At 43.5% G+C, this 21,694-nt stretch carries 25 protein-coding genes; 10 read left to right on the top strand and 15 right to left on the bottom strand.

Going from position 1 to position 21,694, the window contains the following annotated elements:
- Positions 1-195: 195 nt before the first annotated feature.
- From motA to V1497_RS01270, 7 genes are all read left to right on the top strand, one after another.
- Positions 196-996 carry a flagellar motor stator protein MotA gene (motA, locus tag V1497_RS01300; RefSeq protein WP_349409208.1) on the top strand — a complete coding sequence of 267 codons (801 nt, stop codon included), beginning with the start codon at positions 196-198 and terminating at the stop codon, positions 994-996.
- Positions 989-1,753, top strand: coding sequence for a flagellar motor protein MotB (gene motB / locus V1497_RS01295; RefSeq protein ID WP_349409207.1), 765 nt, complete (start codon positions 989-991; stop codon positions 1,751-1,753). The genes motA and motB overlap by 8 nt, the downstream gene beginning before the upstream one ends.
- Positions 1,754-1,785: 32 nt before the next feature.
- Positions 1,786-3,123: a methyl-accepting chemotaxis protein gene (locus tag V1497_RS01290; protein WP_349409206.1), complete on the top strand. Its 1,338-nt coding sequence runs from the start codon at positions 1,786-1,788 to the stop codon at positions 3,121-3,123.
- Positions 3,124-3,283: 160 nt separating this feature from the next.
- Positions 3,284-4,789, top strand: coding sequence for a spore germination protein (locus tag V1497_RS01285; protein WP_349410719.1), 1,506 nt, complete (start codon positions 3,284-3,286; stop codon positions 4,787-4,789).
- Between the two features lie 17 nt (positions 4,790-4,806).
- A complete protein-coding gene (locus tag V1497_RS01280) occupies positions 4,807-5,898 on the top strand; it encodes a GerAB/ArcD/ProY family transporter (RefSeq protein ID WP_349409205.1) in 1,092 nt (363 codons plus the stop codon).
- Complete coding sequence (locus V1497_RS01275; protein ID WP_349409204.1) at positions 5,895-6,974, top strand: Ger(x)C family spore germination protein; 1,080 nt, start codon at positions 5,895-5,897, stop codon at positions 6,972-6,974. The genes V1497_RS01280 and V1497_RS01275 overlap by 4 nt, the downstream gene beginning before the upstream one ends.
- A gap of 73 nt (positions 6,975-7,047) precedes the next feature.
- Complete coding sequence (locus V1497_RS01270; RefSeq protein ID WP_349409203.1) at positions 7,048-7,377, top strand: DUF3905 domain-containing protein; 330 nt, start codon at positions 7,048-7,050, stop codon at positions 7,375-7,377.
- 228 nt (positions 7,378-7,605) lie between these two features.
- Here V1497_RS01270 and V1497_RS01265 read toward each other — a convergent pair whose 3' ends face one another.
- From V1497_RS01265 to V1497_RS01255, 3 genes are all read right to left on the bottom strand, one after another.
- Positions 7,606-8,379 (bottom strand): glucose 1-dehydrogenase, encoded by a 774-nt coding sequence (locus V1497_RS01265; RefSeq protein WP_349409202.1) that lies wholly within the window; start codon positions 8,377-8,379, stop codon positions 7,606-7,608.
- Between the two features lie 154 nt (positions 8,380-8,533).
- Positions 8,534-11,173 (bottom strand): cyanophycin synthetase, encoded by a 2,640-nt coding sequence (gene cphA / locus V1497_RS01260; RefSeq protein ID WP_349409201.1) that lies wholly within the window; start codon positions 11,171-11,173, stop codon positions 8,534-8,536.
- A complete protein-coding gene (locus tag V1497_RS01255) occupies positions 11,170-11,997 on the bottom strand; it encodes a cyanophycinase (RefSeq protein WP_349409200.1) in 828 nt (275 codons plus the stop codon). Before V1497_RS01255 ends, cphA begins: the two co-directional genes overlap by 4 nt.
- 336 nt (positions 11,998-12,333) lie before the next feature.
- Here V1497_RS01255 and V1497_RS01250 point away from each other — a divergent pair, with 336 nt between their 5' ends.
- Positions 12,334-12,837, top strand: a complete 504-nt coding sequence (locus V1497_RS01250) for a hypothetical protein (protein ID WP_349409199.1) — start codon at positions 12,334-12,336, stop codon at positions 12,835-12,837.
- A 280-nt stretch (positions 12,838-13,117) separates the two neighbouring features.
- Here V1497_RS01250 and nadE read toward each other — a convergent pair whose 3' ends face one another.
- Complete coding sequence (gene nadE, locus V1497_RS01245; protein WP_414703620.1) at positions 13,118-13,957, bottom strand: ammonia-dependent NAD(+) synthetase; 840 nt, start codon at positions 13,955-13,957, stop codon at positions 13,118-13,120.
- 271 nt (positions 13,958-14,228) lie between these two features.
- Between nadE and V1497_RS18680 the strand changes: the two genes are divergently transcribed.
- A complete protein-coding gene (locus V1497_RS18680) occupies positions 14,229-14,312 on the top strand; it encodes a putative holin-like toxin (RefSeq protein ID WP_369010071.1) in 84 nt (27 codons plus the stop codon).
- Between the two features lie 291 nt (positions 14,313-14,603).
- Here the strand turns inward: V1497_RS18680 and V1497_RS01240 are convergent, their stop codons facing one another.
- From V1497_RS01240 to V1497_RS01230, 3 genes are all read right to left on the bottom strand, one after another.
- A complete protein-coding gene (locus V1497_RS01240) occupies positions 14,604-14,987 on the bottom strand; it encodes a DUF302 domain-containing protein (RefSeq protein WP_349409197.1) in 384 nt (127 codons plus the stop codon).
- Positions 14,988-15,070: 83 nt separating this feature from the next.
- Complete coding sequence (locus V1497_RS01235) at positions 15,071-16,120, bottom strand: TlpA disulfide reductase family protein (protein ID WP_349409196.1); 1,050 nt, start codon at positions 16,118-16,120, stop codon at positions 15,071-15,073.
- A 57-nt stretch (positions 16,121-16,177) separates the two neighbouring features.
- A complete protein-coding gene (locus tag V1497_RS01230) occupies positions 16,178-16,747 on the bottom strand; it encodes a class I SAM-dependent methyltransferase (protein ID WP_349409195.1) in 570 nt (189 codons plus the stop codon).
- A gap of 96 nt (positions 16,748-16,843) precedes the next feature.
- On the opposite strand from V1497_RS01230, the gene V1497_RS01225 reads away from it, so the two are divergent.
- Positions 16,844-17,008 (top strand): hypothetical protein, encoded by a 165-nt coding sequence (locus V1497_RS01225; protein ID WP_349409194.1) that lies wholly within the window; start codon positions 16,844-16,846, stop codon positions 17,006-17,008.
- Here V1497_RS01225 and V1497_RS01220 read toward each other — a convergent pair.
- The 8 genes from V1497_RS01220 to V1497_RS01185 form a co-directional block, all read right to left on the bottom strand.
- Positions 17,001-17,780 carry a sulfite exporter TauE/SafE family protein gene (locus V1497_RS01220; RefSeq protein ID WP_349409193.1) on the bottom strand — a complete coding sequence of 260 codons (780 nt, stop codon included), beginning with the start codon at positions 17,778-17,780 and terminating at the stop codon, positions 17,001-17,003. The two genes, V1497_RS01225 and V1497_RS01220, sit on opposite strands and share 8 nt — an antisense overlap.
- A 102-nt stretch (positions 17,781-17,882) precedes the next feature.
- Complete coding sequence (locus tag V1497_RS01215; RefSeq protein ID WP_349409192.1) at positions 17,883-18,110, bottom strand: sulfurtransferase TusA family protein; 228 nt, start codon at positions 18,108-18,110, stop codon at positions 17,883-17,885.
- Between the two features lie 37 nt (positions 18,111-18,147).
- Positions 18,148-19,281: an MBL fold metallo-hydrolase gene (locus V1497_RS01210; RefSeq protein WP_349409191.1), complete on the bottom strand. Its 1,134-nt coding sequence runs from the start codon at positions 19,279-19,281 to the stop codon at positions 18,148-18,150.
- A 20-nt stretch (positions 19,282-19,301) separates the two neighbouring features.
- On the bottom strand, positions 19,302-19,697 hold the full coding sequence (locus V1497_RS01205) for a DsrE/DsrF/DrsH-like family protein (RefSeq protein WP_349409190.1): 396 nt from the start codon (positions 19,695-19,697) through the stop codon (positions 19,302-19,304).
- Between the two features lie 24 nt (positions 19,698-19,721).
- Entirely contained in the window at positions 19,722-20,288 is a 567-nt protein-coding gene (locus V1497_RS01200; RefSeq protein ID WP_349409189.1) for a sulfurtransferase TusA family protein, read from the bottom strand.
- A 24-nt stretch (positions 20,289-20,312) separates the two neighbouring features.
- Positions 20,313-20,621: a rhodanese-like domain-containing protein gene (locus V1497_RS01195; protein WP_349409188.1), complete on the bottom strand. Its 309-nt coding sequence runs from the start codon at positions 20,619-20,621 to the stop codon at positions 20,313-20,315.
- 67 nt (positions 20,622-20,688) lie between these two features.
- Positions 20,689-21,174, bottom strand: a complete 486-nt coding sequence (locus V1497_RS01190; protein ID WP_349409187.1) for a DsrE/DsrF/DrsH-like family protein — start codon at positions 21,172-21,174, stop codon at positions 20,689-20,691.
- A 149-nt stretch (positions 21,175-21,323) separates the two neighbouring features.
- Positions 21,324-21,584, bottom strand: coding sequence for a metal-sensitive transcriptional regulator (locus V1497_RS01185; protein WP_349409186.1), 261 nt, complete (start codon positions 21,582-21,584; stop codon positions 21,324-21,326).
- Between the last annotated feature and the right edge of the window lie 110 nt (positions 21,585-21,694).

The raw sequence follows: 21,694 nt of genomic DNA, 5'->3' as shown, positions 1-21,694 counted from the left end.
TCAAAAAAGGATTTCTAATCGTCTCTTACCAGGATGAGGTGAGGATGACCTTTCCTCATACCAAAGCAGTATGCATTAATTCCAATTACCTATTAAACAATCAGGTGCAGTATGTCGATATGAATAATAACGGAAACATACGTCAAATCAGTAAAATGAATGACTTAGAATGACAAAAGTGAGGATGACCTTTATATGGATAAAGCTTCAGTAATCGGGATTTTTCTCGGTATTATTGCGATTGGCGTCGGTATGTTTTTGAAAGGGGTCAATCCTATGTCCCTATTCAATCCAGCGGCGTTATTAATCATTTTTGCAGGAACGGCGGCTTCGATTCTCATCGCCTTTCCGCTTGACGAAATCAAAAAATTACCTAAACTGTTCAAAATTCTGTTTACAGATCGAAAAGTGACGACAGTCGAAGAATTGGTACCCATCTTTACAGATTGGGCGACCATCGCTCGAAAGGAAGGTCTTCTAGCCCTTGAAGCCCATGCAGAGGAGATTGATGATCCTTTCTTGAAAAATGGAATGAAGATGGTCATTGATGGCCAAACGCCTGAATTCATAAGAGATGTCATGGTGGAAGATCTTGTCGCAATGGAAGAACGTCATGAAAGCTCAGCTGCTATTTTCACACAGGCAGGAACCTACGCTCCGACGTTAGGTGTTCTCGGTGCGGTTGTCGGACTGATAGCAGCACTAGGGAACCTGGAAGATATCGAAGCCCTTGGTCATGCCATTGCTGCAGCCTTCATCGCTACATTGTTCGGTATCTTCACGGGGTATGTCCTCTGGCATCCGTTCGCTAATAAATTGAAGCGGAAATCGAAACAAGAAATGATGGTAAAGCAAGTGATGGTGGAAGGAATCTTATCCATCCAAGACGGTGCTTCTCCGAGAGTCATTGAAGATAAATTGAAAATATACATCCCAGCTAACCAAAGAAATGCTGAGCCTCCTGTCGTACAGGAAGGAGAGGGGTTAAATGCTTAAAACAAGGAGAAAGAAGAAAGAGGAGCATATAGACGAAACATGGCTCATTCCTTATGCCGATATGTTGACACTATTACTGGCGCTCTTCATCGTTTTGTTTGCGGTCAGTACGGTTGATGCAGCGAAATTCGAAAATATGGCGAATTCGTTCAAGACTGCGTTGAATGGCGGTACAGGACCGTTGGAATATACAAGTCCGGAAAGCATTATTGAGCAAACAAGCATCCCGACAAGTGAAAATGCCCTGATTCCAATTGATGATGAAAAGAAAGATAACGGGGAGCTCGATCGCCTGCAATTGAAGGCGTTACAAGAAAAGATCGACGATTATATTGATAAGAATAACCTGAACAAAAGCTTGAAGACGCAATTGACGGAAAGTGGACTGATTATCACGATACTTGATAAAGCCTTATTCGATTCGGGAAGCGCCCACGTTAAAAAAGAAGCTGTTGGACTTGCGAAGGAAATCTCACAGCTTCTCGTCACTGACCCTCCGAGACAGATTGTCATCGCGGGTCACACAGATAATGTACCAATCAAGAATGCAGCGTTCCGTTCCAACTGGGAACTGAGTGCCCACCGTTCAATTAACTTCATGGAGCTGCTGCTGCAAAATAAGAAGCTGGATCCGACAAAGTTCAGTCAGGCAGGTTTCGGTGAGTATCAACCGGTAGCATCTAACGATACGCGTGAAGGTCGGGCGAAGAATAGACGTGTGGAAGTTAAGATCCTTCCATTCAACGATGTAAATTAAATTAGTGTAAAGAAGAATGGAGGCTCTCTTCGATGTCGAACATGAAGACCGTCAAAACAGACCAACCAGCAAGACAGTCGACAATTTTCAGCAGTATTAAGAAGGTTTGGACGAAGCTGATCATTGTCATCATCTTATCCTTGTTAATCAGTTCACCGATATCCGCTTTTCTAAGTAATTTGATTTCTAGCAGCCTACAATCAAATCAATTCATGTCTGTTGCTATAAATACAATCGTTTCGCTTCTCATTACAACCGCTTTGACAATGGTCTCCATCCGCTTCATCATCCTTCGTCCCCTTCACAAAACTGTGGGAGCTCTGAAGAGTGTAGCAAAAGGTGACCTGGATGCCAAGCTGGAGATTGATCGGAAGGATGAATTCGGCCAATTAGCGGAAGCATTCAATCAGATGACAACGAACTTAAGAGCTCTTATACACGACATTAAAATGAACGGAGAGCATGTGGCAGATACCTCAAAGCTCTTCATCAATCACGTCCAAACAACGAGTGCATCTTCAAAGGAAATCAGCATGATGTTACGTGAAGTTGCAAGCGGAGCTGATACGCAATTGACTGGCACAGAACAAACAGCACAGATCATGGACGAAATGACGGTCGGTATCCAGCGTATTGCTGAATCTGCATCAATGGTCGCCGAGATGTCGAATAAAGCAACAGAAGAAGTCGATGATGGGAAGACCTTCATCCAGAAAGCCCGTATACAGATGGAGTCGATTGATCGCGTTACCGATCACGTGGCAGCTGAAATCCAAGACTTAAGTAACCAGTCCAAGGAAATCAATCAAATTGTCAATGTGATCACCGAAATCGCGAATCAAACCAACCTTCTCGCTCTGAATGCCTCAATAGAAGCTGCTCGTGCTGGAGAGCATGGCAAAGGTTTTGCGGTTGTAGCTAAGGAAGTTCAAAAGCTTGCAGAGCAGTCTGAGCAATCCGCCTTACAAATCTCGTCTCTTGTGAAACGCATTCACTCCCATACAGCCCAGACTGTATCGGTTATGAAGGATGGAAAGAAGGAAGTCCACAACGGAACGATCGTCATTGGTGATGCTGAAAAAGCCTTTGAAAAAATTGCGGACCTTATTGAGGAGGTTGCAGGACAAATTCAGGATGTCTCCGCCTCAGTTGAAGAAATCTCTGCTAGCTCTGAGCAGGTCCATTCTTCTACAATGGACACAGCCAAAATTGCGAGGGAATCAGCTGAACGGACAACACAGGTAGCTGCGACGACAGATAAACAGCTGAATACGATGGACGAAGTGAATGCACACGCTGCCAAGCTGACGAACACAGCAGGAGCGTTATTGAAGTCAGTCCAATCCTTCACATACAAGCAAAGTAAATAACGTAGTTTCTTTAATAAAGAGGTAAACACTAAAGATGGTTCCGGATGGAGCCATCTTTTTTTGTCAACCTACCAATTATTTACTTAGTTTCGCATACTTACTACTAGAAATGGTAACCGTAAAACAAAACAGGTCTTGCTCTGAAAGGAAAGTTCGTATGATGAAAAAATGGCTGAAAAAGTGGCGTGATTCCTCTAAGAAATCCAAGGAAGAACCACAGAACATTACTGAACTTTTCGATTCTGCTCAGAAATCTGAGGACTTTATCCACTACGAGCTCGTCAACAGTCATGGTTCATTGTGGATTTCTTACTTTAAGACACTCGTCGATATGGAAACATTGCACCGGGATGTGCTTCCTTTTTTACAGAAATGCCAGAAATATTCCTTAAAAGAAATCAAAGGGATCATTCCGATTGAAAAGCTTACTATTACAAAAGATTTCGATCTCATCATGGACAAGTTCCTCAAGGGTTACATCATCATTCAGCTGGACAAAAAGGATGATGAATGCTTATTGATAAAAGCGTTATCCAGCACTGGCCGTGAAGTAGCTGCCCCGGAGATTGAATTCAGCGTACTTGGTCCTAAAGAAGCCTTTGTCGAATCACTGGATACGAACATCCATCTCATCCGTAAGAAATTACCGAGTATCCACTTGAACACGAAGGAGATGAGAATCGGTTCAACGAGCAAAACACGGATTAACGTGTTATACATGGACAATATTGCGAATGAGGAAAATGTCCAGACAGTCATCCAACGCATCGAAAATATTGAATTCGATCAGATCAGTGACAGCTCGTTCATTACCCAACTAATTGCAGACAATCAAAATTCACCTTTCCCTCAGCTTATCGATACTGAAAGACCTGACCGTGTTGCTTCCGTCTTAGGTGAAGGGAAAGTCGCAATACTTGTGGACGGTTCACCTCAAGTATTGATCGGACCTACCAACTTACTTGAGTTCTTTTCTGCATTTGAAGATTACTTCTTAAATTGGCATATCGCGACAACATTTCGGTTGATCCGGATGTTTTCTGTTTTTTTCTCAGTTCTTGCCACACCGATCTATGTTGCGGTGATGACCTTTCATTATGAACTGATTCCGAAGGATCTTCTTAGTACGTTGATTACATCAAGAAGCACAGTCCCCTTTCCACCGATTTTAGAAGCTCTTATATTAGAATTGACCATTGAATTGTTACGCGAGGCCGGAGCCCGCCTGCCGACAAAGGTCGGTCAGACGATCGGTATCGTTGGAGGTATCGTTATCGGAACCGCCTCCGTAGAAGCTGGATTGACGAGTAACGTCCTACTCATCATCGTCGCCTTATCCGCTCTCGCCTCATTTACGACGCCCGTCTATAAAATGGGTAACACGATCCGCCTCATCCGGTTTCCTTTTCTGTTCTTCGCTCAGTTATGGGGAATGATGGGCATCATCATTTGCTTTTCATTTGTGCTCGTTCACCTATTGAGGCTTGAATCTCTCGGGCGTCCGTATTTACAACCCCTCTATCCGCCCAGGGTTGCAGATTTCAAAGACACTGTTATTCGCTTGCCATTTTCAACTCAGTCCCTTCGCCCGTTAAATCTACAAACGAAAAAGACAGAACGGTTTAAAAAGCAGAAAGCGAAACAGAAAAAGGACATTGATGAATAAGTAGAAAGGAGCATCGTATGGGTACACCGATAAAAGACCGATTCCTCGTCTCTGCAGGCCTTGCATTCTATCTGACACATACGATGCAGATCGGTATCGGCGTCCTTGGATATGAACGGTATATCTCACGGGACGCCGGATATGATTCATGGATTTCCATCATTATTACGGGCATCACCATTCATATCTTGCTTTGGATGATGTACAGCATGTTGAACAAGGAGAAAGGTGATCTGCTCAGCATTCACAAAAGAGTGTTTGGTGAGAAATTAGGCAATTTATTCAGCTTCTTTTTCATCCTCTATTTCCTTGCATTGGGTATTACTGTATTAAGGAGCTACGTAGAAGTCGTCCAAGTATGGATGTTTCCGAACTTGAACTTGGCGATTTTCCTGATCGTCTTCCTCTTACTGACGTATTACACGGTTTCTGCAGGATTCCGGGTCGTCGCAGGTGTTGCCTACTTCGGCGTACTGATCCCTCTTTTTTTAATATTTTTTCTATACTTTCCTTTCCGATATGGGGATTGGGACTTCCTTCAACCCGTCATGAACCATTCGATAAAAGAAATTTTACTTTCCTCCAAAGTTGCTGTACTTGAATACGTTGGATTTGAAGTCCTTTTGATCATTTATCCTTTTATTAAGAACGGAGAGAAATCGCAAAAGTGGGCCCATCTCGGAATCTTTTTCTCGACGTTCATCTATGTTGCCGTCGCCCTTGCTGCATTTGTGTATTTCAGTGAAGAACAACTACAACGGACGATCTGGTCCACCTTAAGCATGTTCAAAATTGTAGAGTTTCCTTTTGTCGAACGATTCGAATATATCGCAATCGCAACCTGGGCTTTAATCATTTTTCCGAATATCTGTATTGCTTTCTGGTGTGCGAGCAGGACTGTTAAACGGATCTTTCCTCTGAGTCAGAGGTGGAGCCTGATCTGGATGCTTTTGCTATGCTTCATCATCAACATGACCTTCCAGGATCGTAAATACATTGACTTGTTTATTAATTCGGTTTCTCAAATGGGGCTTTACACGCTGTATGTTTATATACCCATACTCTTTATCCTTTATCACCTGCGTTATAGAAGGAGTCAATTACGATGAGACGATTTTTCGTTGTTTTTCTTTGTATTCTTCTCATATCAGGGTGTTCGGTCAGCCGAAAAATTCTTGATGATATTACGTTAGTCACCTTTGTCGGATATGACTTAGCGGAAAACGACGAAGAGATTGAGGCGACAATCGCTGTGCCAATCTTTGAAGCTCAGGGTAATATCCGCAATGAGTTTTTTACATCGACTGGAGAATTCGGAAAGGACTTAGAGAAGAATTTCATGCTGAATACCCCTAAACCATTAGGGAATGGGAAACTCGAAGTCACCGTGTTCGGAACCAAATTTGCTGAAAAAGGCATTAAAGAGCCACTGGATGTCGCTCAGCGTGATCCAAGTATAAGCTCCAACCTGAAATTGGCTGTTTATGATGGAAAAGTGAAAGAGTTTACGGAGCTTCAAAATGTACAAAATCAAGACCTTGGTATTTATGTCTCAAAAATCATTGAACAGAACATCATGACTGAAACCATCCCTCGAACGAACATCCATTTGTTCTTCCAATCGTTTTATGCTGAAGGGATGGATCCGTTTCTGCCATTGTTCACAATCCAGAACGGGAAAATAAAAATGAAAGGTCTTGCCCTGTTCAAAGGTGACAAATTTGTAGATGAGATTGATGAAGATAACATCTATCGATTCACCATGCTCCGACACCCGATCTCGAATGGCCAGTTGATCATCAAACTGAAGGAAATGAATGCTGGCGTTTCAATGGCTCATATCGCTTCAAAAAGGTACATGAACATATCAGGTACGATGGAAGCCCCTGAAATTAAACTCAATTTGAAATTAAAAGGGGTCATCAATGAATTCTATGGAGATGTGAAAGGAATTGAAAAACGAATCACAAAGCTTGAAAAAGCGATCAACAAACAAGTGACCGAGGAATTAGAAGAGATGATCCGCTCATTCCAAGAGCAGGGTATCGATCCAGTAGGGTTTGGTAAATCAACGAAGGCTCATATCCGTAATTGGGATAAAAAGAAATGGCAGGAGATCTATCCTGATCTTGACATCAAAGTAGCAGTGAAGGCCGACATCCTGGAATCGGGCGTAACACGATAAGTCCGATGTTACTGACATAAACAACGGTGGAAACGTTCAAACTAAGAGTATCCTCTCTTGGAGGTGAAAACGCATGGATTCAAATAATCCATCAATGGAAGGGACGCTGCCGCACCAAGCGAATGCGCCTGTCTTTAAAAATGTTGACGAAGATAAACGCCAGCCTTTCGTCAATCAATGTGGCGTGACGATCGGGGATAGCCACTACGAATCAAAAAATTCCCCGTTGGAAAATTGGAGCGATGAAGTCGACCCTGCTATCATGGCAGGTGATCAGTGGGTTCATCCTTACAACGATATCGGTTGGAACTCTTCTGAGAACAGGGAGCTCGCTGAGAAAAATCAAGCTCCGAAAAGCCAATTCATGCATCCGTCGAAGGATGTCAGTTACGCTCGTGACTGATCAATAAACAGGCTCTGTTAGCTCTTAAAGACAAAAGCGTAAGGCGGCGACTCCAGCGGGAAAAGCAACAGCTGAAGACCCCGCAGACTGAGGGTCGAGGAGGCTGAAGCGTTGCCCGCGGAAAGCGTCCGCCTGAAGCTGTTCAAAATCAAGAACATTCTTTAACAGAGCCAATAAAAAAGAGTGATCTGATGTACAGTCATGTACGCTTCAGATCACTCTTCTTTTCTAAAAGCCGTATACGGTCATGCCCCCGTCTACGAATAACGTTTGACCTGTAACATAGGATGATGCGTCGGATGCCAAGAAAACTGCAGGTCCGACAAGCTCAGGCAATTCTCCTACCCGCTTTAATGGCGTACGTGCAAGGATATCATTCAGGTAGGCTTCATCCGAAAGCAGCTTTTCAGTCAGTGGTGTCCTGAAGTACCACGGTCCGATTGAATTGACCTGGATGCCATGCTCGCCCCATTCTACAGCAAGATTCTTCGTCATTTGTACCATTGCGGCTTTTGTAGCAGCATAGACGACACCTGTACGTAGTGCAGTCGTTCCTGCTACCGAAGCAATGTTGATGATCCTTCCCCCACCGTTTTCCTTCATCTGTTTTCCTACCTTCTGTGAAAGGTAAAAAGCAGACCGCAAATTCGTGTCCATAATCGACTGCCATTCTTCCTCAGTCACTTCAAAGGCTGGTGTACGTATGTTCATTCCAGCATTGTTGACGAGAACATCGATTTGGCCATGATCTGAGATGATTTTATTGATGGTATCATCCATCTGTTTGGATTCTGTTACATCCGTCGGGTAGACATAAGCTTTTTGACCTAATGAATGAATGGTTTCTGCAGTATTGTGAAGGTCGGATTCGGTGCGCGACAGAAGGACGACATCTGCTCCGGCTTCGGCAAACCCGATTGCAATCGCTTCTCCAATCCCTCTTCCTGCCCCTGTAATAACCGCCAATTTTCCATCTAAACGAAAGCTAGGTAGTACATTCATTCTCCATTCCTCCATTCTTATGTATATCAACAATAAAAGCTAACTGGGCCAAATTAAAAAAGCCAGGTGCATCTTACTTCAAGGTTACACCAAGTGATTCCTGGTGTATATCCATTGGATAAGATATCCCGGCTTTCGTTTTTCTTTATGCTTTTTATAGCGAAGACGTTCTGCGATACTTTCGGTCCAGTACAGATCGTTTTTTCTTTTTATTATCCTTGAAGAAACTTTCGACTGAGCTGAAGGAATCGTAAAGGAATAACAGAAGGTCACCTGGCTGGGAAAGCTCCCATGCTACCTGGAAGGCCTTACGCTCATCCAGCTCGATGAATCGGTTTTTCGAAGGAAGCTGGTTTGCAAGCACTTCATCCAGCATGGAGGCAACCTCCATCTTCTTTCTTCCCCGTAAATTTTCATCTTCCTTGATGATGACGATATCTGTTTCTTTCCCGACGATGTCCGCAATATTCCGGATGTCCTCATCAAGCCTATCTCCTGGTGCGGAAACGGCTGTAATGAGGCGATCACATGGAATTGCACGAATTGTATTGTAGATTGCCTTCAGACCTGCCGTATTGTGAGCATAGTCTACGACGATCGTCCTGCCGTCTTGATCGACCTTGTTGAACCTCCCTGGACTTTGCAGGAAATCAGGGAAGAATGTGAGCGCCTTTTTCCGCAATACGTCAATCGAAACGCCAAGCTTGTGCGCTGACGCTAACGCCTGTAATAGGTTACTTACGTTATGCTGGGCGTACCCATTAAACGTGATCGGAATATCCGCATATTGCATGAACCGTTCTGTTCGGCCATCTTTTGCATGAATGATCCATTCATCCTGGACGAACCAGCACTCCTGATTGCGTGATTGGTGCTTCTCGATGATCGGATTATCTGCTTGAAGGGAAGTGAAAACGACAGATCCTTTCGTATACCCCGCCATTTCAGCTACAGCCTCATCATCTGCATTCAAGACACACGAGCCTTCAGGATGGACGATTTCTGGAATCAATCGTTTCAATTTGATCAATTCCTCCATTGTTTCAATGCCATCCAACCCTAAGTGGTCTTCTGATACGTTGGTTACAATGCCAACATCGCAATAACGGAAAGCTGTCCCTTCTCTTAGCATCCCGCCTCGTGCGGTTTCTAAGACCGCTGCATCTACTTCTGGGTGATGCAAAACTTTCCTCGCACTGACCGGTCCGCTGCAATCACCTTTGTCGATACAGCGATTTCCGATATATACTCCATCGGAATGGGCCATACCGATTGTTTTCCCTTGTTCCTGCAGAAAGTGGGAGATCAGTCTGACGGTGGTCGTCTTTCCATTCGTTCCTGTAACGGCAACAGTCGGTATCGCTGCCTCGCGGTAATCCTTGAAAAGGTAATCGACAATTGCCCCTCCAACATCTCGTGGTGTTCCTGAGCTCGGGTAATGATGCATGCGGATACCCGGAGCTGCATTCACTTCTAATACAGCTGCTCGTTCCGGTTTATATTCCGCCGTGATATCGTCAATGATCATATCGATTCCAGCGATATCGAGGCCTATTGCTTTCGCTGCCCCTTCTGCAATTTCACGATAGGAACGGTGGACCTGATCAGTCACATCAATCGCCAAACCACCAGTGGAAAGATTCGCATTTCCTAAAAGCGGAATGATTTGTCCATATTGGACGACCGTCTCCAATTCAAGCCCGCTTTGTTTTAGGTAGTGGCGTACATGATCATTGACTGGAATTTTCGTCATCGGCTTTTCATGTCCGTCACCACGTAACGGGTTCTGGTTTTCGATTTCGATCAAATCAAGGATCGTATCGCTGCCGTTTCCAATTACGTAAGATGGTAAGCGTAAGCTCGCGGCAACTAATTCCCCGTCGATGACTGTAAATCGATAGTCGTCACCCGCATAGTAACGTTCGAGGATGAGCTTATCTGTATCAACATGTTGTCGATACGCATCCAGCAACCCTTTCGTCGAGGTGATATTGGTCGAAACACCCTGTCCCTGTCTGCCATTGACCGGTTTGATAACCAATGGGAAGCCTAAACGCTTCGCCTCTTCCAGAAGTTCTTTTTCATTGGAAATAACACTTCCTTCTGGTACAGGAATGCTGACAGCTTGAAGCATGGATTTTGTCATTTCCTTATCACACGCATACTCGACAGCGAGAAAGCTTGTCTGACTCGACATTGTCGCTTCCATCCGTTTTTGCTTGCGGCCTGTTCCTAGACGAAGAATACTGTCATCGCCGATTTGTTCAACAGGGATTTTTCGTTCATAAGCTGCTTTATAGACAGCCTCAGTGCTTGGACCTAATTTATTTTTATAGTAAAGTTGTTCGACTTTTTCAACGTAAGGATCGATTGAAATGGCTTGTCCATCAACGATTGCTTCTACTATTTCCATTGCAGCTTCAAATGCAAAAATGCCAGACTTCTTTTCCTCAAAACGATAGGTGACATAATAAATGCCTTTACGTTCACTGGTGATCGTCTTTCCTCTTTTTACATCAATTCCTGCAAGCGATTGGAGTTCAATCGCCATATGCTCGAGGATATGCCCCATCCACGTTCCTTCTTTCAACCGCTCGACAAATCCACCTTCATACCCTCGTGAGCACGTATGCGTATATAAGGATGGCATGACTTCTAACAATCGGTCTGTAAAATGCGGAATTTTATTGGAAGGTAATTCCTCAAAATGTTCAATGTCCAACTCGAGCCAGATGGTCGGTTTGTAACTGTAGTAATTCGGCCCGGTAAGATATTTCACTTTGTTAATTTTCATTGGGCTGTTCCCTTCTCCTTCATAATCAACTGCCGATTCTCCATGTCAAATTGGTAGCCTTTAGCAATGGAATGAAGCTGTACACCTGCGATCGTGACCTCGTCACTTTCGGCTTCATCAGCAATATCCACAAATGAAAGCTTACATCCATCAATGACGGTTACGGAATGTTCTCCGATCACTTCGAAGTATCTTCCGCCTTCTTTCACCCAAATCGCTGTGTTTTCATCAATCCCGACACCTATGATCTGAGGGTTCTGTGCGATTGCATACAAAAGTCTTCCGAAGCGGGCTCGCTGCGAAAAGTGTTGGTCGATGACGACGTCCTCCAAAAATCCAAAACCTACTCCGATTTCGACGTTGATCTTGTCATGCTTCACTTTCGTCTTTCCTGAGACAATCATATGTCTGCTCATGATGGCTGCCCCTGCACTCGTACCCGCTATGATCAAGCCGTTTTGCCAGGCCTTCTGTACTTCCTTGAAGAAAGTCGTACCTCCGATGATGCTAGAGAGCCGGTTCTGATCGCCTCCAGTTATAAAGAGGGCAGACAATGACCCAACGACTTGTGTGAATGTTTCCTCTTCCGCTTTCAAACGGGTATCAATATGTAACAGTTCTACCTTGGAGGCCCCTAGCTTCAGGAATAGATCCCGATACTCTCCGCCGACTTCTTCCGGATAACCAGTCGCAGTCGTAAGCACACCGATGTTTCCACCTCTGGCTTTCGCATCGTCCACAAATATCGAGAGGACCTCTAGATCGCCTTCTTTATCTTCATTCCCACCGATGATGAATAAATCTCCGCTACCGATGTTCGTCACGCTCTATCTCACCCTTTAACATGAAGTGATATCTTTTACCCAACTTTTCCAGGTTCAAAACCGAAAAATCACCCACTTTTTAAAATGAGTGATTTTTACTATTTTATTCAGAAAGTGTGAAAATTATACAGGAAGTGTCAGAGGGAGTGTGAGGTAAGTGTCAGGCACTCACCAGCGAAGCTGTTACAGCGGGGTTTTGTGTGAGTGCCTGACACTTTTGACGAGCCTTGATGCGGCGGGCTTCTCTGGAGGTGTCTGACACTTCCCACGAACCGTGATGCGGCGGGCTTCTCTGAAAGTGCCTGACACTGATACAATAGGGGTGGTGATGTGGTGATGAGAAAGCGGATTTTACGATTTTTATTTCGGTTGGATGTGCGCAAGAGTACAGGGATTGCCCTTGCTGTGTCATCTCCGTGGTTGTTATATCTACTTTGGCGGCCGATGGATCATGCGACGGCCATTCTATGGGCTAACACTGCGCTCGTGTATTTCATTCTTGCATTCATCCTTTATCTTTTTCTGAGATTGATCGGACGGTTAGGGAGATCGGAAGCACGAAGAAGACTTGTGATTTTTACGAGGGTATATATCCGTTTTCATGTCGCATCTGCCATACTTGGCGTCGGGGCACTCCTCATGCATGCAGGCTATATGTTATCAACCGGCTGGGCAGCTACGCTCACTGGTAAGACGGGCATGGTTGCACTGATAGCGTTAGCCGCCCTTCTCTTCACCGGCTACTTACGGAAGAGGAAATCTTCGGGAAGACGACGAAGATTCCATCGATATACCGCTTACCTTTTTCTCATCATCGTATTTTTCCATGTTTTTATGTGATTAATAAGGAAAGAGCTGTGTGATCCAGCTCTTTTTTCCGTATTGAAGCATTGAATTCTTTCAGGAAGGTCCTCAGTTTTATCGTCTCAGCCGATTATGAACCTAGATCAGAAATAATGAACCAATTCCACAAATTATGAACCCAGTTTGCGATTTATGAACCTAGTTCACAAATTATGAACCCAGTTCACAATTTCACGAACAAACGCCGGCGACGCTGCCGAACCGCCCATTCCACACAAAAAGAGCTGTCCTTCAGCAGGGCAGCTCTCGCTTATATTTACATATCGTCATGTTCTTCTTGTGTTTTCCACCAGTCATCATAGAGTGTAATTTCACTTTCACGCTTGTGACGCGTCTTCATATAGTGGTTCTCGATCTTCTCTTTCGCATCAGAATCGACGTCTTTTCCTTCGAGATAAGCGTCAATATCATCATAGGTCACGCCGAGGGCTTCTTCATCAGGTAGACCCGGACGATCGTCCTCCAAATCTGCGGTCGGAACCTTCGTATATAAGGATTCCGGGGCACCCAGCTCCTTCAGAAGCGTTTTCCCCTGGCGTTTGTTCAATCCGAATAACGGTGCGATATCACAAGCACCATCTCCATGTTTCGTGTAGAACCCAGTGACCGCTTCGGCTGCATGGTCGGTACCGATGACAAGCAGATTGTAATGTGCAGCTATGTCATATTGAACTTTCATACGTTCGCGGGCTTTCGTGTTCCCCTTCAAGAAATCACTCAAATCTTCCCCGGTCGCTTCGCGGAATGCTTGATACGAAGCGTCGACAGCATCTTTTACATTTACCGTCAGTGTCCGGTCCGGGTCGATGAACGCCAACGCCTTCTTAGCATCATCCTCATCTTTCTGGACGCCATATGGAAGACGAACCGCTATAAATGTATATTCCTCTCCTGATTCTTCGCGAAGTTCTTCTGCTGCCAATTGACCTAACTTCCCTGCCAGGCTGGAGTCTTGTCCACCGCTGATACCAAGGACAAACCCTTTCATTCCAGTCGTTTTGGCATAATCTTTTAAGAGGTCGACACGTTTGCGGATTTCTTCTTGCGGTGATATTTCCGGTTCGACATGTAATTTTCGAATAATTTCGTTTTGCAACGTTTGTAAGCTCATAATTCCCCTCCATCCTCATTAAAAATAATCTATATCTACTGTACCCCAATTTTTCGTGTGTACACCAAACCTGTTACTTTTATCACATTTAACGGGATGAAACGAACCGATAAACAGGACAACAGGCAGTTGGAGCTTGTATAAGTGGTCCATATGTATCATGAGAATTTTTTCCATAAGTGATAAAATTGTATAAATACGATGAGTTTCCCTTCAAGGGCGGTCGGCACTACACTCGAGAGGGGTGGTGTTAAAGATGACAGTCTTTCAAACGTTGATGGTTACCATCTCGTTTGCCACGTTGATTATCAGCGTATTGTCATTCCCGTATAAAAAATAGACCGTCCTTGAGCTGAGCACTTAGGTCACGGTCTAAAATACGTCCTAGCCGATCCCAACGGGGATAAGCTTATCGTATGAATCGCAGGTGTTGCCGCACCTGCGTTTTTAATTGAAATCTTTTTTTATTATAACACCACCGGCGAATGATGTCATTGTAAAAATCCTCACAAGTTGAAATTTGTAATATATCTTTTCCCTGCTGTTTATCAAGTCAAACGCTGGTAAGGAAATGTCATGTTACTGTAATATGACATCCCCTACCCTCCATCCTATGCTTTAAAATGAATGTTTAGACGCTTTTATCCATACAAGCAACTAAGCGCTTCTCAATATCCTCTGCCATCGCTGTGATCTCTTGATCATCAACCATTGTTACCAGGGAAGTCGGCTTAGGCATTCCGATTTTCGTTTGATCGCCATCTTTATAGACAACCATTTTACAAGGCAGGAAATAACCTACCATCAGATTTTGATTCAATACACGTTGCGCTTCCTTTGGATTACAGACCTCTAACACTCGAAATTCCTTGTTGAAATCGAGACCTTTTTCATTCAATTTACTCTTCAGGTCAAAATCCCAAAGTACGCCGAACTGTTCTTCCTTCAATTGCGCCTCAAGCGTTTCGCAAGCTTCGTTGATATCCTTGTCCGTCATGACCGTGTAGTGAAACATGTAAAATCATCTCCTTTGGTAATGTTCTATTTATACTCTAACATAGATATACCCTGCTACGTATTCTTGCATTCCCGCCTCAGTTATTTCTTAAACGCGTATTCAAGGATGTGATTTTCCATCCATTCGAATGACATCGGTCCGGCGATTTTTTCAACGATGATGCCATTTTCATCGATTACGTAAGTCGTCGGAATCGTGAAGGCTTGGTAAGTCGTTGCAACTTCCCCATTCACATCTAATAATATCGGAAAATTAATCTTATAATCTTTTTTAAAATTTGCAACGTCCTCCGCGCTTTTCTCTGAATTCGTCATATTTACAGCGAGGATTTCAATATTGTCTTCAGCATATTTTTCATAGAAATGCACCATCTCCGGCATTTCTGCGCGGCAAGGCGGACACCATGTCGCCCAAATGTTAAGCACGACGACCTTGCCTTGATAATCAGCCAATTCGACTTCCTGTCCATCAAGCCTTTCAAGGCCAAAGCTCGGAGCTTTCTCTCCTACACTTGTACCGATCGGGATGTTCTCTACGTCTGGAGCCTCAACTTGTTCTGCATCCTTTTGTAAGACATGGTCATAGACCGACCAGCCTGCTAACCCGATCACAAGAAGAATAGCGAACACCTTACCGGCTTGTGCTCCTCCCTTTTTAAAGAAAATAATAGCTATAAAGCTAATGAACCCGATTAATAAGAACAAGAGCATCATGTTGGATACGTCTTTCCCTATGACCAGTGTAAAGAAAATGATCGAGACCATTGACGTCAAAAATCCGATCAAAGCAATGTCTACGACAACAAACCAGTCCAGTTGCTTTTTCTTCGTTTGATAAAAGAGGTAGAGGATTGCCACAATCAATCCTAATCCAACCCCTTTACTGCCGCCTGTAAAATACAACAATGACATCGGATATTCGATGACAGCCAACGGCTGGAAGAGGAAAACGCTTAATTTCCACACAATCAACCCAATTAAAAAGGCATTGAACAATAAATCAAGCAGCATTTTCCTCTCTGCAAATGTACGTAAGCGATACCTTGCAGCTATGAAGCCGAGGATGACTGCAACGAAAAGAATAATCCACTCCGTCCGGATAATGATGGAGCCAATTTGAAAATAACTCATCGTTTCTCTCCTCATCGATATGTAAGTTAGGTGGAAGGACAACGCCCCCCCTTATTTCTACGTAATATGTGCTGAGATACCATACATCTTCTCATTTTCATAGAAAAGCGTCGTTTCAAACCCGTGTTGCTGCAGGATGTCTTGTAGCTTATCAGGTGCAATCCGCTCGAGGGAAGGTGGTCCCATATCCGGATGATCTTCAGGCTTCCATTCTAGTAGCACCAATTTACCTCCAGGCTTTAAAATCCGGGAGATTTCCTCTAAAGCATTTTTCATTGGCTCGACCTCATGAATGACAAATGCTACAAACGCAACATCTGCCTGTCCGCTGTCCAATTGAATATCCAATAGATCGCTAACGACATACTCTATATTAGTAACCTTTTCTTTTTTTGCATAGTCTTCCGATAACGCAAGCATTTTCGGCTCAATATCGACAGCATATACGTGTCTAGCAGTCTTTGCAAAAGGGATGGTGAAGTATCCGTTCCCAGCCCCGAGGTCTGCAATGACATCATTTTGATCGACTCCGATCGCCTCAATAATTTCATTGGCTCGCAACATCTTTTGTCTTTCGTCACTAAATAATTTTTGTGCTAGCTCTGGATTGAAACGTTTGTCTGTCATATTATACCACTCCTTTTTGTTGGAAACGTGCCATTCCTCATGTTATAATTCATAGTAATCAGATGGGAATTAATAAATTTGTGGAGGTGTACTTTAATGAGCCTTCTTAAAGATAAATGCCCAGTATGCGCCAAACCATTAAATATAAAAGGACAGGGGTTCTTTAATCTGAAGACGATCAAGCAATGTCCTGATCAACACTTCGAAAAAGAATTCCACCCTGCCCTCGAGACGTATATTGAAACGTATAAGGTTAGCTGAAGATATCCAGCCAGATCTTAATGGATGTAGCTACGATCAACAAGGCCAATATCCATTGCAAGATTTTCGTATTTACTCTTTTACCTGCATGTGCACCCAGTGGTGATGCGATTAAGCTTGCAATAACCATGATGATAGCTGGTACTAACAGAACCTGACCTGTTGAAATTTTCCCGACCGTGGCTCCGATTGATGAAATAAAAGTGATTGCTAGAGATGACGCAATTGTCATCCGCGTCGGGATTTTCAATACAACGAGCATGATTGGCACAAGAATGAATGCACCGGCTGCACCGACAATTCCTGCCCCTACTCCGACCGCAAATGCAAGGCCCGCTGCTAACCACTTGTTGAAGGTTACGTCATCTAAGTTCTGATCATCCAATCCCTTTTTAGGAATGAACATCATTACTGCAGCTATGGTTGCTAGGATTCCATATACGATGTTAATACCGCTTTCGGATAGGAATCTTGAACCGTATGCGCCGATGAAACTACCGATTAATACACTTGTACCCATATAAATGATGAGTGTTTTGTTCAGGTATCCGCCTTTTCGATATGCCCAGACACCGCCGATGGTCGCAAAGAACACTTGCACGGCACTGATGCCTGAAACTTCATGGGCAGTAAAGGCAGAGAAACCAAGTAGTGCGGGGATATACAAGAGCATCGGATATTTAATAATCGATCCGCCGATCCCGACCATACCGGAAACAAATGACCCGACGAACCCGATCATGAAAATGGTTATAATAAATGCAATATCCATGGTCTACATCTCCTTCTGCATTGCTGATAAAAAATTGCTTAATGAATTCGAAAAAATTTTAATTGAAAAGGGACTGCATTTCACAGCCCCTTTAGTTGTTCGTTACGCTTTTTTGATCCAGAATTTGAACACGCCGTCTTCTTCTGTATCTTGAAGAAGTTCATGTCCTCCGGATTTCACCCATGCTGTAAGGTCGCTTTTTGCACCTTTATCCGTTGCATGGATTTCTAGTACTTCACCAGAGTTGATCTCATCGATTGCTTTCTTCGTTTTTACGATTGGCATTGGACAAGCTAGTCCTTTTGCGTCTAATACTTTATCTGAATTCATAGTTATGACCTCCTGAATATATTTTGTGAAATTCGATTTATCCTTCTACCGCACAGCGGTTTGGTCCAATTTCCATTTCACGTTGTTCTTCATCTTCCGGGTTGATTTTACCCATGTTCGTTTCACGGATTTCTTGATACGCGTTTGGTTGTGGTGGAAGGTTTTCTGTAACGAGCTTACGGAACTCTCCTTCATCTTCCACATTCAATCCAGAGTTTTTCGCATATAGATCGCCAAGTTTCGCTTTGACAGAACCATCTTCGTTCAATTCTTCCATCTTAGAGAAGTGTGCTGGAAGAACGACGAGTTCGTCTGAAAGCTCCTTGTACTTGCGATAAAGTGTATCTCTCAAGTCACCGACCCAGTCCTCTGCTTTACCAGCAAGGTCTGGACGACCGATTGATTTTACGAACAGGATGTCTCCTGTCAGTAGATATTGATCATCGACAATGAAAGACGTACTTCCGATTGTGTGTCCAGGTGAGTAGATCGGTTGTACTTGGATCTTCGTATTTCCGACCGTCAAATCATTTCCTTCTTCAAGTGGCTTATAGTCAAAAGTGACTTCCGTTGCGTCTTTCGGTGGTAGATAGTAGTCTGCTCCGAAGGTTTCCGCAAGCGCACGGCCACCAGAGATATGGTCTGCGTGAAGATGCGTATCTGCAATATGCTTCACGTTCAATCCTTTTTCCTTCACAAATGCTTCATACGGTTCAGTCATACGGTTTGAATCGATGATCATTGCTTCTCCATTGGATTCAACCAGGTATGACAAGCACCCTTTACCGATGCGGACGAATTGATAAATCGCACCGCCATCTTTAAGGTCACCGATTTTAACCGGTTCTAGGTGTTCACTCCACGTCTTCATTCCGCCTTGGAGATAAGAAACATTTTCTACACCTGCTTCTACGAGCTGTTCACCAACGAACTTGGATGAACCTTCTTTCGCACAGACAACGAGTTTTTCAGTATCATCAGGGAGTTGATCGAGGATCGAATCGACTCCTTCAAGTAGGTCAAAATACGGTACGTTTATGATCTCGATAGACTCACCTTCAATTTTCCAGTCTTGGTGAGCTTCTTCGTTACGAACATCAAGAATGAATAGTTTTTCATTGTTGATTACTTTTTGTGCAACTTCTTTTGCCGTCATTTCTTTAAGTGCCATAATTTCTCTCTCCTCCTTTATTAAAAGGTGAGTGTGACATCAGCGTCTTCTGCATAGTCAAGGAATGTCACAGCTCCACCAACATCAATTCCATCTACAAAGTGTTCTTTCTCTAGTCCCATGACATCCATCGTCATTTGGCATCCAATCAATTTAACGTTCAATTCTTTCGCCATTTCAACAAGCTCAGGAATGGAAGGTACATTGGAATTCTTGAAGCCTTCCTCGTAATGCTCTTTCCCTTCTGGAATCGGCAATTGCTTGTGCCCTTCCTTATGAATCAAATTCAATCCTTCAAATGTAAAGAAGATCGCAACGTCTGAGTCAGATGCTGCCGCAGCTGTTGCTACGTTGAAAACTTTATAAGCGTCGAATAGACTTCCGTTACTTGCAATGATTGCTACTTTTCTTGCCATTTGAAAAACCTCCTGATTTTTAAATTAGTCGTTTTCTGTTTCGCCTTCCCAACCGGACATGCCAGGGACAACATTCAATACATTCTTGAATCCTTTATCTGAAAGGATTTGAGCAGCGCGGTCACTGCGGTTTCCTGTTCGGCAGACAACATGGATATTGTCTTCCTCATTCAATTCACTCATACGTTCTTCAAGCTCACCTAGAGGGATCGATTTCGCTCCAGGAATACGGCTGAACGCATATTCTGCTGGTTCACGTACGTCAAGTACGACGATGTCTTCGTTTCCTTCAAGCTTAGCTTTCAATTCATCGTTATTGACAGTATGCGGATAGCTTGATTCTTCTTTCGTTTCTGCCTCACTTGCTTTACGAAGGTAATGCTTCAATACATCTCCTTCTTCTTTTGTTCCAAGATATTGATGACCTGTAGATTTTGCCCAAGCTTGAAGGTCTGCAGTAGATCCCTTGTCAGTTGCCTGAATTTCCAGTACTTGACCAGGCTCTACTTCACCAATTGCTTTTTTCGTTTTTACGATTGGCATTGGGCATGCAAGCCCTTTTGCATCTAATACTTTGTCTGTTTTGATCATGAGAATGTGCCTCCTTTTAGCAGGTTATTTTTTAGGTTCTGTTTGACCGTTCCATTCCAACATGCCGCCTGACATGTTAAGGACGGAATAGCCTTTTTCTTGTAAAAACTGAGCAGCTTTCCCACTGCGGCCGCCTGAACGGCAAACCATCACGTGCTCTTCATCTTTCGGAATTTCATTGAATCGCTCTGGAATCTCGTCTAGAGGAATGTGAGCAGCGCCAGGAATCATCCCTTTTGCAACTTCCTCATCTTTACGAACATCAATGATGCTTAGCTTTTCGCTATTTGCTAATTTTTCTTCAACTTTTTTCGGTTCGATTGTTTTAACCATTCGTAAATCCTCCTTGTTGGAATTACATTTTTACAATAGCCCCTAGGGTATATTTTTAAACGTAAAATTAAATGAATAAGTTTACTTTGCCTTCGTTTGCTTCCCCAAGGTATGCTGCAACACCAGCATAGTCGATGTCATCCAGAAGTTCTTCTTTTTGAAGACCGAGTAGATCCATCGTCATCGTACATGCGACGAGGTTAACGCCTTGCATTTGGGCCATTTCCACAAGTTCTGGAAGTGTAGATACATTGTGTTTTTTCATGACTTTCTTAATCATTTTCGGACCCATACCAGCCATGTTCATCTTAGACAAACCGAGTTTGTTCGTTCCGCGTGGCATCATTCGTCCGAACATTTTTTCGAGCATTCCTTTTTTCACTGGAACTTGCTCGTCTTTACGGAGTGTGTTCAATCCCCAGAATGTATGGAAGATTGTCACCTCGTGGTCATAAGCAGCAGCACCATTTGCAATGATGTACGCTGCGATTGCTTTGTCTAAGTCCCCACTGAAAAGGACGATCGTTGTTTTGTCTTTCTTTTGTTCAGTCATGTCGACTACCTCCTAATGTTTTTATTGTATACTCATACCCCTATGGGTATTAAAGTTTTTAAAAATAAAAAGGTGTTCTTTTCGATACCCCTATGGGTATACTATGACACATTGACGAATATGTCAACACCTTTGATTTATATTTTTTGTTATCGGCTTTTCACAAGAAGATTGACGGCTTCTTGGATAACATCTTCTGTTTTTTCGCCTTTATCCATTTGCTCTCGTACACATTGTTCAAGGTTGGTTCCTACAACCAGACCAATCGTACGGTCAAGCGCAGTACGGATCGCAGACATTTGTGTCACAATATCCTTACAGTCCTTTTCTTCTTCCATCATCTTAAGAACGCCTCGGACTTGTCCTTCAATCCGCTTCATGCGGTTCTTCATTTGATCTGTATATTCCATGAGGATGTCCCTCCTTTTTGCTTACTCTTAATACCCCTATGGGTATAATACAACAGATTTCAGTTTTATGCAAATCCATCTCTTCTTATTTCGATTTTAAAGCGTGAATT

Origin of the sequence: Pseudalkalibacillus sp. SCS-8, from assembly GCF_040126055.1 — a bacterium.
Lineage (GTDB): Bacteria > Bacillota > Bacilli > Bacillales > Fictibacillaceae > Pseudalkalibacillus > Pseudalkalibacillus nanhaiensis.
This window is presented reverse-complemented; position numbering and strand designations above follow the sequence as displayed.